Here is a 17,116-nt window from a genome sequence, read left to right on the forward strand (position 1 = left end):
ACCCGCCCCCCTCTCGCTTTTGGTGTAAGTATCCGGGCAATAGGTCGGACTTGTTCAGCAACCTATTGCCACGCACACCTATCTAGGTTTGAAATCCAAATTTTTGTGTTGAACGAGATTTTGGTCTCGGGCATTGAACACGCTAAAGTAATTTATCCAAAGTCAGAGGCACGCATGAGCGATAACAAGAAATCTGGACTGTCCCGCGCGGCGCGAAGCGTACGCGAAGCAGGTCGTGTTCTGCGTGGCAAGAAAAAACCGATTGCCAAGCCATTGCCTAAGGAAGACGGAACTTCAGTTCAATCTTTGTATCCCGAAGCCCGCGAAAGCATTATCGTCGACATCGGCATGAATGACGGTAAAGACACGGTCTATTACCGTAAAAGAGGGTTCAACGTCATCGCCGTAGAAGCCATCCCAGATTTGTGCGCTGCGGTAACCAAGCATTTCGAAGACCTGGGCGTGGACGGCGTCGATATCAGAAATTTTGCTGTAACCGACGGCACATCGGATGAAGTCACTTTCTACGTAAACAAATTCAATTCGGCCTGGAGCTCGGTCAATGAGCGGATCGGAAGCCGGAAGGACGGGGCCGAAAAGATCGTTGTTCCGGCGGTTGATCTTTCCGAGGAATTGGGGCCGGTTTCCAAGCAAATCCTTTACGTTAAGATCGACATAGAAGGCCTTGACAGCGTTGCGCTTTCGCAAATTATGAACCTGCCCAATCTGCCGAAATATGTGTCGGTTGAAAACGGAAGCCTGGATATGCTCGAGACTTTGCACGAGAACGGGTATGACAGGTTCAAGTTTTCCAACCAGAAATATGTAGAGCACCAAACGATTTCACCTTCATCGCCGCACGGACCGGTTCCCGATCACAAGTTTATAACCAGTGCATCGGGTGTGTTTGGTGAAGACATACCTGGAAAATGGATATCTTATGAAGATGCTGTAAAGGTTCAAGAAGGGCTGAATATTGCCGCGGGCCTTTCCCCTGACAACCTGTTTGCTGTTGTTGTTGGATGGTTTGATCTGCACGCCAAGCACTCATCCATCAAGTAAGGTCATCCGCTATGCGGGGAAACTGGGTCAGGGATGGTGCGAAATGCCAATGCCTTTGACCCTAAGGGTTCGACCCTGCAAGCCTTCGCACTGGCCAGCCTACACTGCGTCAATAGGAAGGTCCAAAACCCTAACTACTTTCGGGCCATGAAACGATGACGTGCTTTAACGTCCGGGAACCGATATAAGATTGCCATGAACAGAAGGCATTTGATCCTGACCGGAGGCGCGCTGGGATTGATGAGTTGGTCCAATCACTCTGCATCGCAACCGGACTTGGGCTATTTTGTACCCGCCGAGGAAACCCGCCATCAGCGCACCTTTATGCAATGGCCTAACAGCCGACGGGTGTATTGGGATGCAGCCCATCTGGAAGACACGCAACAGATCATCGCCGACATAGCCAACGCCATATCCGCATTTGAGCCCGTGGTCATGCTGGCTTCTGCGGCTGAGCATGCATCGGCAAAGCGAAAACTCTCGCCATCCATCGAACTCTGGGACATTCCGACCGAAGATCTTTGGTGTCGCGACTCTGGGCCGGTATTCGTCGTTAATGAAAGCGGTCAGTTGGCGATCCGTCAGATTCAATTCAATGGTTGGGGCAAGAAGCAGGTCCATACGCATGACGCGCGCATCGCTGGTCGCGTAGCGGAACACTTGGACCTGTCCCTGCTGCCAAGCGATTTACAAGGCGAGGCTGGAGGGGTTGAACAGGACGGGCACGGGTTGCTCATGGCGCATGAAAGCTCATGGGTGAACAAGAACCGCAATCCCGGCCTATCGCGGGACCAGATCGAAACGCGCTTGCTGGCCGCATACGGAGCAGATCGCATGATCTGGTCCGCGGGGGTATGGGGCGAAGATATCACCGACTACCATATCGACTCTTTGGCTCGTTTCACGGGGCCGGGGCGCGTTTTGATGAACCTGCCCGATGAGCCCGACATGCGGGACCCGTTTCATCTGGCTGCACTGGATACACATGACCGATTGGCCGCCGAAGGGCTGCAAATCGAGGTGATCCCAGAGCCCCATTCACCGCGCATCAGAGACCTGGATTTCGTCGCGTCTTATGTGAACTATTATGTGTGCAATAATGGTGTGATCATGCCTGAGTTCGGCGATATTGAAACCGACCTACTAGCGCAAGATGCAATTGCTCGCCACTATCCTGGGCGCGAGGTCGTTGCCCTGAACGTGGACGTATTAGGGCAATCTGGCGGCGGGATTCACTGTGCAACACAGCAGATGCCTGCGATCTAAAACTGCCCACCCGAGGTTAAGTTATTCTGCCGCTTCCTGCGCGGCGTCAAGCTCGGCTGCCTTCTTTTCGACCTCTTCAACGATGTGGTCGATCATCTGGTCGTTGGACATCTTGTGGCTGGCCTTGCCCGCCAGATAGACCATACCCGACCCAGCCCCACCGCCGGTAAAGCCGACATCGGTCATCAAGGCCTCACCCGGGCCGTTGACCACGCAGCCGATAATAGACAGACTCATCGGGGTCTTGATGTGTTCCAGCCGCTGCTCAAGCGCCTCGACCGTCTTGATCACGTCGAACCCCTGCCGCGCGCAGGACGGGCATGAGATGATGTTCACGCCGCGATGGCGAAGGCCCAGAGATTTCAGGATCTCATAACCCACCTTCACCTCTTCGACCGGATCGGCAGACAGGCTGACACGGATTGTGTCGCCAATACCCATCCACAACAGGTTACCCAGCCCGATGGCCGATTTGATGGTGCCGGACACCAGCCCTCCGGCCTCAGTGATCCCTAGGTGAATGGGGGCGTCGGTGGCCTCGGCAATACCCTGGTAGGCAGCGGCGGATAGGAATACGTCGCTGGCCTTCACACTGATCTTGAATTCGTGGAAATCGTTGTCCTGCAGGATGCGGATATGCTCCAGCCCGCTTTCGACCATCGCTTCGGGGCAAGGCTCGCCATATTTCTCAAGCAGGTGCTTTTCCAGACTGCCCGCATTCACGCCAATCCGGATCGAGCAATTGTGGTCGCGCGCCGCCTTGATGACCTCTTTCACGCGCTTTTCGTCACCGATATTGCCCGGATTGATCCGCAAACAGGCAGCACCAGCCTCGGCAGCCTCAATCCCACGGCGATAATGGAAATGAATGTCAGCGACGATCGGCACCGGGCTTTCGCGTACGATCTCTTTCAGGGCTTTTGATGACGCCTCATCCGGGACAGACACACGTACGATATCGGCACCGGCCTCGGCAGCGGCTTGCACCTGTGCCACGGTCGCCGCAACATCGGTTGTCAGCGTGTTGGTCATCGTCTGAACGGCAATGGGTGCGTCACCACCGACAGCAACATCCCCAACCATGATCTGACGGGACTTGCGGCGGTAGATATTGCGCCACGGGCGAACGTGATTGAGCGACATGAGGACGGGTCCAAGACAACCTAAGTTGCGTCTTTAGATAGTCCGCCTGTCAGGACACCGCAATGGCTAGATCACTCGGCGGGGTCTTCTGAAACCTGTGCCTGAAGTTCAGCCACCAATTGTTTCAGCGCGCTGTTCTGATCAGCCTCAAGATCGGCAACCGCATAGGTTTCGGCAACCGCGTCCTTGGACAGAACAACGCCTTTGGCGACGGTCCCCGGCGCGCCCGCCGGTCCGTAATGTTCGCCGTTCATCGAAAAGAACACCGAACCCGAAGCACCCGCGCGCAGTTGAGGCGGCTCTTCCGTCAGCGGAACCTCGAACACATTACCTTGTTCCACCGTGCCAAGGGTGCCTTCGAAGATTACGCTTCCATCAGCTGCGGTGACCCGCATCCAGGCTGGTTTTACGGCGACAATTTTCAAGGTGGTGTCGATCTGCTCGACCACCTGCGGCAAGGCCGGGCGTTCGACAGTGTGGACCTCGGCGACCTCAACCTTTGGCAATTCCTGTGGCAGGAAGGTGCCCACAGTGCGCGGGTCCAAGGTAGAGATTGGAGCATCACGGGCGACCAGAACAGGAACGTCCAGCGCCTGTGGGCGATACAGACGGTCCAACGCCTCGGCGCTGGGGGTGGCCGCAACGGCAACCTCAGTTTCGGCACTGTCGCGCGCCGCATCCAGCGGGTCGAGATCGGAAAGAACCACCGGGGCCTGTTCGACCGGGCTTACCTGTACCTGCTGAATCTTGTTCAGCACCGACCAGCCGCCATAGCCAATGCCGCAGATCACTGCGACCAGAACCAGTGACGAGCCGATAGCCCGCGGTTCAATCTGGCTGACAAGGGATTCGCGACCGGGAATGTATGGCGTGTTGGGCGAGGTAAACGGATCACGCCCCATCGGACCGCGCGCCGGAACCGCGCCCGTGGGCTTGCGAACAACCGAAGCCTCGGCCGACATGCCATGCGCAACCTCGAACCCGCTTTCCTTACAGAAGGCAGCAAAAGTCTCATCCGGGTTCATCCCCAGATACCGGGCATAAGAACGCACATACCCGGCAATGAAGCCGGGTGTGTCGAACGCGTCAGGATCGGCGTCTTCGATTGCAGCTATGTAGTTGGCTTTGATCCGCAGTTCGCGCTGAACATCCAACAGGGACTTGCCCATCGTTGCCCGTTCGCCGCGCATTCTGTCACCAAGCCGCACTTCGTAATCATCAAAACCCTTTGGCCTGACGTCGGCTTCGTCCTTGGAATCGCGCTGAGATCTGCGCCCAATCATCCCTGCTGCCCCATTCTGCCTGCGCGCGTTTCGCGCTAACGGCGAATCATCCCATTAACGATTCGTCCGATACTTTTGTTAGCCTAAGCTTAACACGCGGCAAACGCGTTGCACACTTTAGCGTGAGGTTAACCGGCAAGTTCGGCGCGATTTAGCGCACAATGTGACCAAAGTTCGTCCATCGCCTGTACCAAACGGTTCATTTCGTCAGGCCCATGTACCGGAGATGGGGTAAAGCGCAGACGCTCGGTTCCGCGCGGGACAGTTGGGAAGTTGATCGGTTGAACATAGATGCCATGATCATCAAGCAGCCGGTCGCTGAGAATCTTGGTGTGTACCGGATTTCCAACAATCACCGGCACGATATGTGTACCGTGATCGATCAATGGCATGCCCAGCCCCTTGAGCCGCAGCTTAAGGATCTTGGCCTGTGTCTGATGCTGCTCACGCAGATCGCTCGCCGTTTTCAGGAAAGCGACCGAAGCCGCTGCCCCTGCGGCCACTGCAGGCGGCAACGAGGTGGTGAAGATGAAGCCCGGTGCATAAGAACGCACGGCATCGCACATTTTCTCGCTGGCTGCGATATAACCGCCCATTACGCCAAAGGCTTTGGCAAGGGTTCCGTTGATAATGTCGATACGATGCGCCAGGCCATCGCGTTCAGTCACGCCGCCACCGCGCGGGCCGTACATGCCAACTGCGTGGACCTCGTCGATATAAGTCAGCGCACCAAACTCATCAGCCAGATCACAAATCTCTTCAATCGGACCAAAATCGCCGTCCATCGAATAGACCGATTCAAACGCAATCATTTTGGGGGCATTGGGATCGTCGGCCTCAAGCAATTCGCGCAGATGGGCAACATCGTTGTGACGGAAAATACGCTTGGCCCCACCATTGCGGCGCACGCCCTCGATCATCGAGGCATGGTTCAACTCGTCCGAATAGATGATCAGGCCGGGGAACAATTTCGGCAATGTGCTGAGCGTCGCGTCATTGGCGATATAGGCACTGGTGAAAAGCAGCGCGGCCTCTTTGCCATGCAGATCGGCCAACTCGGCCTCAAGCTTTTTGTGGTAGACGGTCGTCCCCGAGATATTGCGGGTCCCGCCCGAACCGGCGCCGGCTGCGTCAACGGCTTCGTGCATTGCGTTCAGAACAACCGGGTGCTGGCCCATGCCCAGATAGTCATTGCCGCACCACACGGTGATATTCTGCTGCGACCCGTCCGGGCGGGTCCGCACCGCATGCGGGAAATGACCATTGCGACGTTCGATGTCGATGAAGGTCCGGTAACGTCCTTCATCATGCAGCTTGGCAATCGCTGTATCGAGCTGAGCAGTATAGTCCACCGGTATCTCCTTACATGCCCGACCCATTGCATTTGTAGTCGGACAAAATTTCTGACGCTCTCACCGGACGAATCCGATTATACGCCAATGCGTTCCCTTGTGCCCCGTACGTATAGACAACATTGGGATCACACATTTGATTTGCATCAAATATCCCCTCGCACTCGCATCGACAAGTAAAGTTACGGCCATCGGGCGCGAGGAAACGACGCAGGCGCCACTCGGAGTTTCCGATATTATATCATATTCCCGCCAAAGCGCACTGGACGGCGCCGATTGCGCTGATAGGTTCTGCCAAATCTTGAAAGCAGGAGAACCCCATGTCGCTGGACGCCGTTCTGAACCGCATCGACACTGATCTGCAAACCTCAATCGATCGCCTGATGGCGCTGCTGCGCATCCCATCCATCTCGACCGACCCGGCCTATGACGCGCAAGTGGATCAAGCCGCGGACTGGTTGGTCGCTGACCTACAAAGTATTGGCATCGCAGCGGAAAAGCGTGAAACCACCGGCCACCCCATGGTCGTCGGCCATGTCGGAGAGGACAGCAACGCACCGCATGTGCTGTTTTACGGGCACTATGACGTGCAACCCGTTGATCCGCTTGAGCTGTGGAAACGCGACCCGTTCGATCCTGCGATTGAAGACACCGACAACGGCCCTGTCATTCGTGGGCGCGGGTCGTCAGATGACAAAGGCCAGCTAATGACCTTTGTCGAAGCTTGCCGGGCCTGGAAGGCCGTCAATGGCTCCCTGCCCTGCCGCATCACCTTTTTCTTCGAGGGTGAAGAAGAATCAGGATCGCCGTCCCTGGTGCCTTTCCTGCGGGAAAACGCGGCCGAACTGAAAGCTGACTTGGCACTGGTGTGCGACACTTCGATGGTATCTCGCGGCGTACCGTCAATTTCCTCGCAACTGCGCGGCATGCTCAAGGATGAATTTACTATCACCGGCCCCCGCATCGATCTGCATTCGGGCCATTACGGCGGCCCCGGCCTGAACCCCCTGCGGGAATTGTCCAAGATCATCGCCTCGTTCTATGACGACGAAACCGGCCGTGTTGCGGTCGAGGGGTTCTATGAAGGCGTTCACGAAGTGCCCGCCGAGCAACTGCGCCAGTGGCAAAACTGTGGGTTTGACGAGGTCGAGTACCTAAGCTCGGTCGGCTATTCGCAACCCCATGGCGAAAAAGGGTATTCGACGCTGGAACAGCAATGGGCGCGCCCTACGCTCGAGGTTAACGGGTTGTGGGGCGGTTACAATGGTGCAGGCTCGAAAACCGTGATCCCGTCGCAGGCACACTGCAAGATCACCTGCCGTCTGGTCGGTGACATGGACCCTGACGCTTTGCGCACCAAAATCCGCAAACATGTGCAAGAGCGTCTGTCACCCGACGCCAAGGTCGACTGGGACAATGATCTAGACGGGTCCCCCGCTTCGGTTATGAATCTGGACCGCCCCGAGTTCGAAGCCGCCCGCGGCGCCCTGTCGGACGAATGGGGGCGCGAAGCCGTGTTCACCGGGATGGGTGGTTCGATCCCCGTCGTCGGTTATTTCAATACTGAACTTGGGTTGGATTCGATGCTGGTTGGCTTTGCCAACGATGACGATGCAATTCACTCCCCGAACGAAAAATACGACGTGAAAAGCTTTCACAAAGGCATCCGGTCCTGGGCTCGCATTCTGGACGCGCTGACGCGCTGATGAGTCCAAGCGAAGCTCTGCCTCGCGCTCTGAGGTGTATTCGGCCAGATGAAGTTAAGGATCCCTTGCTTCATCTGGCTATAAATATCTCGGGGGAGTCGCCCGGAACGGGCGGCGGGGGGCAAAGTCCCCACCCACCGCAGATTACATGTGGATGACCTTTCCATAAGCGTCCAGAACGCTTTCATGCATCATCTCTGAGAGTGTCGGATGCGGGAAGACCGTGTTCATCAGGTCTTCTTCCGTGGTTTCCAACTGACGACCAACCACATAGCCCTGAATCAGCTCGGTCACCTCGGCACCGATCATGTGGGCCCCCAGTAATTCGCCGGTTTTGGCGTCAAATACTGTTTTGATCAGACCTTCGGGTTCACCCAGCGCAATGGCCTTGCCATTTCCGATAAAGGGGAAACGACCGACTTTGATGTCGTAACCCAACTCTTTGGCTTTTGCTTCGGAGTATCCGACCGAAGCCACTTGCGGCTGACAATAGGTGCAGCCGGCGATGCTTTCGGGCTTTACGGGATGCGCGTGTTTGCCTGCGATCAGTTCGGCGACCATGACGCCTTCGTGGCTTGCCTTGTGCGCCAGCCACGGTGCGCCCGCGATGTCACCAATCGCATAGAGACCATCAACTCCGGTGCGGCAGAACTCATCCGTTACAACATGGGTGCGGTCGATTTTCACGCCCAAAGCCTCAAGCCCAAGGTCTTCGACATTCCCGACGATCCCCACGGCAGAGATCACGGTATCGAAATCGTGCTTTTCGACCTTACCCTTCACTTCGATATGCGCGGTGACCTTGCCCTTGGCCCGATCCAGCTGCTTGACCATCGCTTTTTCCATGATGGTCATGCCTTGCTTGGTAAAGGCCTTCTTGGCCAGCCCGCTGATCTCGGCATCTTCCACCGGCAGCACGCGGTCCATCACTTCGACAACGGTCGTGTCAGCGCCCAACGTGTTGTAGAAGCTGGCGAATTCGATACCAATCGCGCCCGAGCCGATGACCAGAAGTTTCTTGGGCATCCGCGGCGGTTGCAGCGCGTGCTTATAGGTCCAGACCAGATCGCCATCAGCTTCAAGCCCCGGCAATTCACGCGCTCGTGCGCCGGTGGCCAGTACGATGTTTTTGGCTGTCAGCTCTTCGGTTCCTTTCTCGGTTTTGACCGAGACTTTGCCCTTAGCAGGAATCGTCGCTTGCCCCATCACCACGGTGACTTTGTTCTTTTTCAGCAAGTGACCGATGCCGCCTGAAAGCTGCGCCGCCACACCGCGCGAGCGTTTAACGACAGCATCAAGATCGTATCCGACCTTGTCCGCCTTGAGGCCGAAATCCTTGGCGCGCTCCATCAGGTGAAACACTTCGGACGAACGTAGCAGTGCCTTGGTAGGGATACATCCCCAGTTCAGGCAGATGCCGCCCAGATGCTCACGTTCAACCACGGCCGTTTTCAGGCCCAGCTGCGCCGCACGAATGGCAGCGACATAGCCGCCCGGACCAGCGCCGATTACGATCAGATCAAAAGATTGTGCAGCCATGTTTCCCTCTCGGCGCAGGACGGTTGAAAATTTAGTTTACCATTAAACTAATTTCCGAAACGCATCAACACACCATTCCCGCGACAAATACGACGTGGGATCATCGGTATCAGTTTATGCGGTTTTCAGCCTATACCGGGCATCCTTCAATGGCTAGAACATAGATATCGGGTTCGCCCGCCATTTCATAAACGCAAATCATTCGAGAGGCTTACAATGGCCAAAACACTTAAAGATCTGCTGCTTGCATTGCTCAACGCGACACTCATCCTCGTGGCTCTTTGCTTATTTCTAGGCTGGAAACTGGCATCGACAGTCGAGGGCGTCACCACGGTCTTCTCGGAAAAAGTCCAGGTTATCGCGCCCTTGAAGGACGAAATTCTTGGCGTTCGGGGGGAACTTGCGGCGCTACGCAATGATCTTGCCGAGGTGCAATCAAGCGGCTCAGTCACAGATATTGCCGAAAAACTACGGATATCCACGGCGCTGGTAAAACTGGATAATCTGGAACAAAGAATGCAAGGCGCGCAAGCCAGCATTGCTGAGTTGACCGACTCTCCGGACAAGCTGATCAATTCCGCCATAGAGAAATCGGCCGACGTGGTCGCCGACCGAATTATTGCCATTCGAGGTTGCGTGCCGCAGTCCTAGAGGGACGCCTGCAATTCGCGTACCGTCGAACCATATCCACCCATGTCGACATAGGCGGCTTCGTGTTCGGTCATCGGACGGTCCAGTGCTTCGTTCCGATAAGGGAAACGCCCAAATTTGCGTATCACCTCACGATGTGCTCGTGCGTGCAGCAGATTGCTTTTATCGCTGTCACTCATGTTCTGGCACATCAAACGGACACAGCGTTCCTGATCACACAGATTTTCCGAATGCATCATCGGCAGGTAAAAGAACTGCCGCGCTGGTTCGTCGATCTTGAGATCCCACCCCTTGTCCACCGCACATTTCGCGGCCGACAATGCGGCGCGATCTGACGCGAAAGCCTTGGCGCTGCCGCGGAACATGTTGCGCGGGAACTGGTCCATCAAAATGATGTAGGCCAGTGACCCACTAGGATACGTCAACCAAAGAGAGAATTTGCCTTCATTCGCGGCTTCCCAGGTGGTCAAAAACCGTTCGCGAATGTCTGCGTCCAAGGCATCGTCCTGTAGATACCAACCTTCGGGACCAATCTCATCTAACCAAAAACTCAATACTTCTTCAGGCCCTACCATTGCCCTAACTCCGTCGTGTTGCCCTCCCCAGGGACGTAAGGTCATTTAAGGATGTTTTTCAGGATTGTAACAGTAAAAAATTGCAACATTCGCGACATATTCTTGTGTCTTAGGCAACATCTTGCGTTTCGGCCTCGGCTTCGGCGGCTTCAATGGCAACCTCTTGCGCCACTTCAACCGCAACTGGCGAGGCCGTCGGATAGACCGGGGACATGGTGCCCGTCTCATCTACCGGGATCGCCGCACGCTGTGTCATACGGTACAGCGCATAAACAGCCATCGTTGCAAGTAACGCGGCGATGAACAGGAAGAACCCCTGCGGGCCAAAGACGCTGTCCCCCATCAGCCAGCCGGTGATCAGCGGGCCGGCAATCGCGCCAAGACCGTTGATGAACAGCAAACCGCCCGAGGCTGCGGCCATATCTTCATGATCCAGAAAATCGTTCGCGTGGGCGATCAACAGCGAATAAAGCGGGTTCGACATTCCCCCGATCACAAAGGCCGCGCCCAACAGGATCGGGAAAGTGACGCCGAATAGCATGCCCGCTAATGCAGCACACGTTCCCACCCCTGCAACCAACATGATCAGGAAACGACGGTCCATGCGGTCCGACATCCAGCCCAGCGGGTATTGCAGCACCAAGGCACCGACATAGAACGCAGCGATAAAGGTCGAGATTTCAACCAACGACAGGCCCGCGCGGGCACCGTAGACCGACGCCATACCGAACTGAGCCGAGAATACACCACCCAGAAGGAACATACCGACACAGCCCAGCGGCGAGCTTTTGAAAAGTTCGCGTAAGGTCATTGGTTTGGTTGTGTCGAACGCCGGTGTTGGTGAAATTGACAGCAGAATTGGCGCAAATGAGACGGAAACCAGGATGGAGGCAATCACGAAAGTGTCAAACCCAGCCGGGTCGCCCAACAATACCAGCCCTTGGGCAGTGATGATGCCCGTCATCTGGAAAATCATATAAAGCGACAGCGCCTGACCGCGGTTCTCGTTGCTGGCCGCGTTGTTCAACCAGCTTTCTGCGGTGACGTACACGCCGGAAAAGCAAAATCCGATCACGACACGACCCAAAATCCAGATGACCGGGTCGGTCATCAATGGGTACAGGATCATGACGGCCGAGATGAATGAGGCCAACGCCGCAAACACACGCACATGCCCAACCCGTCGGATCATCTCGGGCGCCAGACGCGACCCGCCCAGAAATCCCATAAAATAGGCTGACATCACGAAGGACATTTGCAGGGTCGAAAAGCCCTCAATCTCACCCCGAACCCCCAGGATCGTCCCTTGCAGGCCGTTTCCGACCATCAATAGGCCCATACCAAGAAGAAGCGCCCACGCGCTGGACAGGACCTGAATCATTGGGGCCTCCGAAAAATGCCGACCTGAACTCTGGATTCGTTTTTATATGAAAAACGGCTCTGATCGCGCTTGTCTACGACATTGCAATCAGACGATCCCGACAACGCGCCCCTTATGGGATCAAAAGCGACGCGTCCCCGTAAGAAAAGAAACGATATTTCTGTTCAATCGCATGCGCGTAGACATCACGCATCCGGTCCTGCCCCATCAGTGCCGAAACCAGCATCAGCAGGGTAGATTTCGGCAGATGGAAGTTGGTCATCAACGCGTCGCTGACGTGGAATTCAAAACCGGGATAGATGAAGATATCAGTATCACCCTCCCACGGCTCGATCTGCCCGGACCGTGCGGCGCTTTCGATCAGGCGCAGGGCAGTTGTGCCCACGGGGATCACCCGCCCTCCGGCGGCTTTGGTGGCGCGGATTTCTTCGACGGCCGAGGCGCTGACCTTGCCCCATTCGGCGTGCATCTTGTGGGTGGTCACGTCCTCGACCTTGACCGGCAGGAAGGTCCCCGCCCCCACATGCAAGGTTACATGGCTGATGGCGACGCCGCGGCCTTCAAGCGCCTGCATCAGCACCTGATCAAAATGCAACGACGCCGTGGGGGCTGCGACGGCACCCGAATTGCGTGCCCAGATCGTTTGATAATCGGTCTTGTCTTGTTCGTCCGCCGGGCGTTTGGCCGCAATGTAGGGCGGCAACGGCATTGCGCCGGCCTGTTCCAGCGCGGTATCGAAATCCTCGCCCGTCAGGTTGAATCGCAGATAAGCCTGGCCATCTTCGACCCGGTCCAGCGTGGCGCTGAGGTCATCGGAAAACCTGATGTCTTCACCAAGCTTGACCTTTTTCAGCGGTTTGATCAGCGCCGCCCATGTGCCGTCGGCCTGCGGGTCCAGCAAAGTCGCTTCGATCGCGGCCGAGACCGGCCCCTGTGCGGTGTCGCGATGGCGGCGACCGTTCAGGCGCGCGGGGATAACGCGCGTATCGTTCAGCACCAGCCGGTCACCGGGTTTCAGCCAATCCGGCAGATCAAACACATGGGCGTCCGTTACCGTTTCACCATTGGCCACAAGCAGCCGCGCAGACGAGCGTGGGCTCGCCGGGCGTGTGGCAATCAGGTCTTCGGGCAGGTGGAAATCAAAGTCGCTGAGTTTCATGGCCGCGCCATACAGCGCCCCACTTCCCAATTCAACGGTCTGATGGTGGTGCCCCGAAAGTTCGTTTCGGCTCATCCGGTTTTATCGGCTGTGCATTTGGCCCATCGGACACCGTGGGTGCTGGAGCCCTCAGTAGGTTTCGCAGAAACAGTGGTGCCAGCCCAGACAACGGATTGACCGACACTTTCGGGTCCCGCAACGGTCCGGTCAGGGTATAGTTGAAACCGATGACGCCCTCACCTTTTTTAGTGAAAACACTGCCAATCGCGTTCACCAGATAGATCGGAGAAATCGCGCCACGCAGGTTCAGCGTTCCGGCAACCGTGTTGATGGTGCCGTCAAAGGACAATCCCATCGACGGACCTACCGCGCTGCCGCTGAGGACTTTGACCTCGGTCGGGGTGATGCGCATCCGGCTTTCGATGGACGAGAAAAAGATTCCCTGCCCGGCCATTTCATTGACCAGACCAACAAGGCTGATGGCGTTCAGCAGCGCGGCCATGGCCGGGGCATCCTTGATGTATGTATTGGTAATTTTCGCGATCACGTCATAGTTGCCAGGCCCGGCAACCGGTTCCAGTTGCACGTTCAGAGACCCGCTTCGCGCCTGTGTGATCATTCCCGCAGACCGCAGTACCGCCCCCGCGTCATCCGAGGTCAGCGTCACCGCGCTGCGATCCGCACGTGGAGAGACCTGCCCGCGCACAGACGCGCCCCCGTTTACGTTGGCGGTGAAGGCGCCGTTGACGCCACCGGTGGTTTGAAACGCGCCCTTGAACCCGGTCAGGGCTATGGTCTCGGTTACTTGCAAACGGTCCAATGTCACGTCCATTCGGGGGCCGGTACCGGAACCGCCACCACTACCGCCGCCGCCACTGCCAAAAGTCGCGCGCCCCAGATCCATCACGCCACCCAGCACCCGAATATCCGGCACTGCCCCACCTCGATTGACCAGCTCGGCCGGAACCGCCAGCCAATTGCCCAGATCAAAAGAGCTGAACTGAACCCGGTCGAAATCTCCGTCGTTGAACGAGATCGACGCGGTGGTGCGCAATCCGGCTGCATCCAGCTTAAGTTCGTCCACTCGCAGGTTGTCCCCCAGCGTGGCCTCAAGCGTCATCGTGCCGGGCGTGCCCGTCCCCTTGCGCCAGCCCAGTTCGGGAATAGCCAGCGCGACGCCTTTCAAATCGGACGATGCGGTCAGCTTGGGCGGAGTACCTGCGCCAATACCCAGCGCAATATCCGCCGTGCCCTGCCCCGTCAGCATCCCCCGAGGCAACCCGGCATTCAACTCGGTCATCAATCGAGGGGACAATTCGATCTGGCCCGTCAATTCGCTGCGCTGCGCTTCGGTTCCACCGATCGGTTGTTGCCACGCAGCTTGGATGGGAACATCGCCAAACAATCCTTCGCCGGAAATTTCAACGCCGGTTTGGTTGCCTTCAAGCGCAAGCTGGTCGGCGCTGACCGAAAAGCCAGGAACCAGTTTGTCACTTTCTACATTGTCGATATCACCAAGAAAGTGGAATTCGGTGTCTTCGAATTTCAACCCCTTCTTCATTGGCAGCGACAATGTTCCGGCAAGATTTACAGTACCTTCGACCAGATCAACCGGCAGGTTCGCTTTGGTTAGCAAGCTGAGCGGCGGGCGATCAAGCAGCGACAACGCAGCGGTCGCACTCCCCTTGGCCGTGATCCGGGTAATCGACGGGGAAATCCCCTTGATCTCGGTATCGGGGATGATGAAGGACGTGCCCGTGGCATCAACTGCGCCCCCTTCATCCGCGATGACAACACCCGATTCAGCGGTGGCGGTGAAACGGTGATTGATCAGACTGGCCTGTCCCTGTGCGTTCTCAAGCGGCGGCAGGGTCTTGGCGAACCTGATCTTTGCCTCGTCAAAACCGAAATCCAGATAGATATCTGGTTTGCTGTCTGGCCGCAGCCGCAAAGCAAAGTCAACGTCCGAGAACCGCCCCTCATACAAATTCTCTTGGACCCAAAGCCGTGGTTTTGACGCCAGGCGTTCAGGCCAGTAGTTCAACAGCTCATCCCCGTTCATGCTGTCCAGATGCGCATCCAGTTGCGCCGCCCAACCCTCGGGTTCGCCGATCAGCTTGCCAGAACCCAGCAACCGATAGTTGGCATCTTCGACCATGATCTGACCCAACCGCAATTCGAACGGGGCCAATTTCATCTTCATATCAAGTTCGGCGCGTGCCAGGTTCAGCGATTCTGGAAACAGGTTGGCCGGGTTGATATTGATGTTGCTGAGGCTCAGCTGCGAGGTCAGGCTTTCCAACGCACCGTTTTCAATTCCACGCAGGAACGCCTTGCCCTCGGCATGAAACGCGCCCCATGCGGACACCACCGAGACTTCGTTGAAGTCCAGCTCCTGCCGCGTGGGGTTGTAGGTGAAGTAGGTTCTGGCGGACTCGAATGGAATGGGGCGGGTTTCCTGCGTGGGCTGCACCGCGCCTGCTCCAAGGTTTAGCGTTGCAAACAGCGGCCCCAACGCCGCCTTGTCGTCAATGCTGCCGCGCAACGCCCCAGAGATCGGTGCCTTGAGAACCTGCAACCACGACAGGGCAAGACTTTGGCTGGCGATATCTTCGGCTGGCAGGTCGGTGATCGAAATGCCGAACCGCGCCTGTGGCGTACCCAGAACACTGGTATAGTTCGCCTCGATCGAGCTTGCATAGTCGCGCCCGGTCAGCACGGAAAACCCCGTGGCCAGATGCATCTCATCGCCGGTGCGGGTCACAGTGATATGCCCCCCGTCGAACACCCAGGCCCGCCCAAGACGCAGATCCTGATAATCCAACGTCAGCGATTCCAAGTCGACCGAACGCAACCCGGACAGGATAGGCGACAGGAATACATCATCCGATTGCTCGATCAGTTGAGCCAGGTCCGGTGCTTGCTGCACAGGGGCGCTGCCCGAACCAACTGTCAGCGACAATGCTCCGTCCAGGCCCCGGGTCAGCGCGATCTGTGCATCGCGAAGGATGATGCGGCGCGGGCGGATTTGACCCCGTAAAAGCCCGCGCATCGACAATCGGGTGCGCAGGTCCGAAACCTGCGCAATCTGCTGCCCGGCTGCGTCGCTGATCGTCACGTCGCTCAGCTGCAGACGGGGACGCCATTCCTCATTCACGATAAAGTTGACGTCGCCAAACCGGATTTTCAGCCCTCCGAGGCTGTGTTCAAGGCGCTGTTCAACCTGCTTTCGCAACCATTCGGGTGCATGAAGATTCTGGCCGATCAGAAAAAACCAGCCCACAAAGACCAACAGCCCCAGCGACAGGACCGTCCAACCTGAAAAATGCGCGGCAATACGACGACGGGACCGGCGACGCCGGGGCTTTTTGGGCTGCGACGCACTTTTGTCTTCGTGCTGCACCAATTTTCTATCCACGTCTTCCAACCGGCCCGCGCCGCCCTATGATGTCTGGCAGCCCTTAAAAAACTTTAGCGGAGTTTCCAATGCCCGACGTTTCAGACATCGCCCCTGATTTCACTTTGCCCCGCGACGGAGGCGGCGAGGTCACATTGTCAGCCCTGCGCGGCGGCACCGTCGTTCTGTTCTTCTATCCTCGTGATGATACGCCGGGCTGCACCAAGGAATCCATCGGTTTCTCGGAACAACTTCAAGCCTTTGGTGACGCGGGCGCTCACGTTTTCGGCATCTCGCGGGACAGCGTCGCCAAGCATGACAAGTTTGTTGCCAAGCACAATCTGACCACTCCGCTGTTGTCGGATGAGGGCTCGTCGGTCTGCGAGGACTATGGCGTATGGGTCGAAAAGAATATGTACGGTAAGAAATCAATGGGCATTCAGCGCTCGACCTTCATCATCGATGCCGATGGCAAAATCGCCAAGATCTGGCGCAAGGTTAAAGTGCCCGGTCACGTGGATGAGGTGCTGGAAACCGTACGGGCGATGTAACGCCCCTCGACCACGCGCGCCATCCGGTCTAAGAGCCGCGCGTGCAATCAA

General features: G+C 57.0%; 13 protein-coding genes. 5 read left to right on the forward strand and 8 right to left on the reverse strand.

The window, feature by feature from the left end; genetic code table 11:
• Positions 1 to 174: 174 nt before the first annotated feature.
• Both GOX21_RS04485 and GOX21_RS04490 read left to right on the forward strand, forming a co-directional pair.
• A complete protein-coding gene (locus tag GOX21_RS04485) occupies positions 175 to 1,062 on the forward strand; it encodes an FkbM family methyltransferase (RefSeq protein ID WP_170349022.1) in 888 nt (295 codons plus the stop codon).
• A gap of 195 nt (positions 1,063 to 1,257) precedes the next feature.
• Positions 1,258 to 2,328, forward strand: a complete 1,071-nt coding sequence (locus GOX21_RS04490; RefSeq protein ID WP_170375756.1) for an agmatine deiminase family protein — start codon at positions 1,258 to 1,260, stop codon at positions 2,326 to 2,328.
• Between the two features lie 21 nt (positions 2,329 to 2,349).
• Here GOX21_RS04490 and ispG read toward each other — a convergent pair whose 3' ends face one another.
• The 3 genes from ispG to hemA all read right to left on the reverse strand — a co-directional run bounded on the left by ispG (position 2,350) and on the right by hemA (position 6,106).
• On the reverse strand, positions 2,350 to 3,471 hold the full coding sequence (ispG, locus tag GOX21_RS04495) for a flavodoxin-dependent (E)-4-hydroxy-3-methylbut-2-enyl-diphosphate synthase (protein WP_170358927.1): 1,122 nt from the start codon (positions 3,469 to 3,471) through the stop codon (positions 2,350 to 2,352).
• 71 nt (positions 3,472 to 3,542) lie between these two features.
• A complete protein-coding gene (locus tag GOX21_RS04500) occupies positions 3,543 to 4,754 on the reverse strand; it encodes a helix-turn-helix domain-containing protein (protein WP_170349025.1) in 1,212 nt (403 codons plus the stop codon).
• Positions 4,755 to 4,882: 128 nt separating this feature from the next.
• Positions 4,883 to 6,106, reverse strand: a complete 1,224-nt coding sequence (gene hemA / locus GOX21_RS04505) for a 5-aminolevulinate synthase (RefSeq protein WP_170375759.1) — start codon at positions 6,104 to 6,106, stop codon at positions 4,883 to 4,885.
• Between the two features lie 320 nt (positions 6,107 to 6,426).
• On the opposite strand from hemA, the gene GOX21_RS04510 reads away from it, so the two are divergent.
• Positions 6,427 to 7,812 carry a M20/M25/M40 family metallo-hydrolase gene (locus tag GOX21_RS04510; protein WP_170358934.1) on the forward strand — a complete coding sequence of 462 codons (1,386 nt, stop codon included), beginning with the start codon at positions 6,427 to 6,429 and terminating at the stop codon, positions 7,810 to 7,812.
• A gap of 144 nt (positions 7,813 to 7,956) precedes the next feature.
• Here the strand turns inward: GOX21_RS04510 and lpdA are convergent, their stop codons facing one another.
• Positions 7,957 to 9,351, reverse strand: coding sequence for a dihydrolipoyl dehydrogenase (gene lpdA / locus GOX21_RS04515; protein WP_170358935.1), 1,395 nt, complete (start codon positions 9,349 to 9,351; stop codon positions 7,957 to 7,959).
• Positions 9,352 to 9,567: 216 nt separating this feature from the next.
• Between lpdA and GOX21_RS04520 the strand changes: the two genes are divergently transcribed.
• Positions 9,568 to 10,002: a hypothetical protein gene (locus GOX21_RS04520; protein WP_170375761.1), complete on the forward strand. Its 435-nt coding sequence runs from the start codon at positions 9,568 to 9,570 to the stop codon at positions 10,000 to 10,002.
• Here GOX21_RS04520 and GOX21_RS04525 read toward each other — a convergent pair.
• The 4 genes from GOX21_RS04525 to GOX21_RS04540 form a co-directional block, all read right to left on the reverse strand.
• Positions 9,999 to 10,577, reverse strand: a complete 579-nt coding sequence (locus GOX21_RS04525) for a DUF924 family protein (RefSeq protein WP_170375763.1) — start codon at positions 10,575 to 10,577, stop codon at positions 9,999 to 10,001. The two genes, GOX21_RS04520 and GOX21_RS04525, sit on opposite strands and share 4 nt — an antisense overlap.
• Before the next feature lie 109 nt (positions 10,578 to 10,686).
• Positions 10,687 to 11,958: an MFS transporter gene (locus tag GOX21_RS04530; RefSeq protein WP_170375765.1), complete on the reverse strand. Its 1,272-nt coding sequence runs from the start codon at positions 11,956 to 11,958 to the stop codon at positions 10,687 to 10,689.
• Positions 11,959 to 12,070: 112 nt separating this feature from the next.
• Positions 12,071 to 13,117: a tRNA preQ1(34) S-adenosylmethionine ribosyltransferase-isomerase QueA gene (gene queA, locus GOX21_RS04535; RefSeq protein WP_170376118.1), complete on the reverse strand. Its 1,047-nt coding sequence runs from the start codon at positions 13,115 to 13,117 to the stop codon at positions 12,071 to 12,073.
• 31 nt (positions 13,118 to 13,148) lie between these two features.
• On the reverse strand, positions 13,149 to 16,535 hold the full coding sequence (locus tag GOX21_RS04540; protein ID WP_368039989.1) for a YhdP family protein: 3,387 nt from the start codon (positions 16,533 to 16,535) through the stop codon (positions 13,149 to 13,151).
• Between the two features lie 68 nt (positions 16,536 to 16,603).
• On the opposite strand from GOX21_RS04540, the gene GOX21_RS04545 reads away from it, so the two are divergent.
• Positions 16,604 to 17,065 (forward strand): peroxiredoxin, encoded by a 462-nt coding sequence (locus GOX21_RS04545; protein ID WP_170375768.1) that lies wholly within the window; start codon positions 16,604 to 16,606, stop codon positions 17,063 to 17,065.
• Positions 17,066 to 17,116 lie beyond the last annotated feature (51 nt).

This window comes from Ruegeria atlantica (assembly GCF_013032005.1).
GTDB lineage: Bacteria > Pseudomonadota > Alphaproteobacteria > Rhodobacterales > Rhodobacteraceae > Ruegeria > Ruegeria atlantica_A.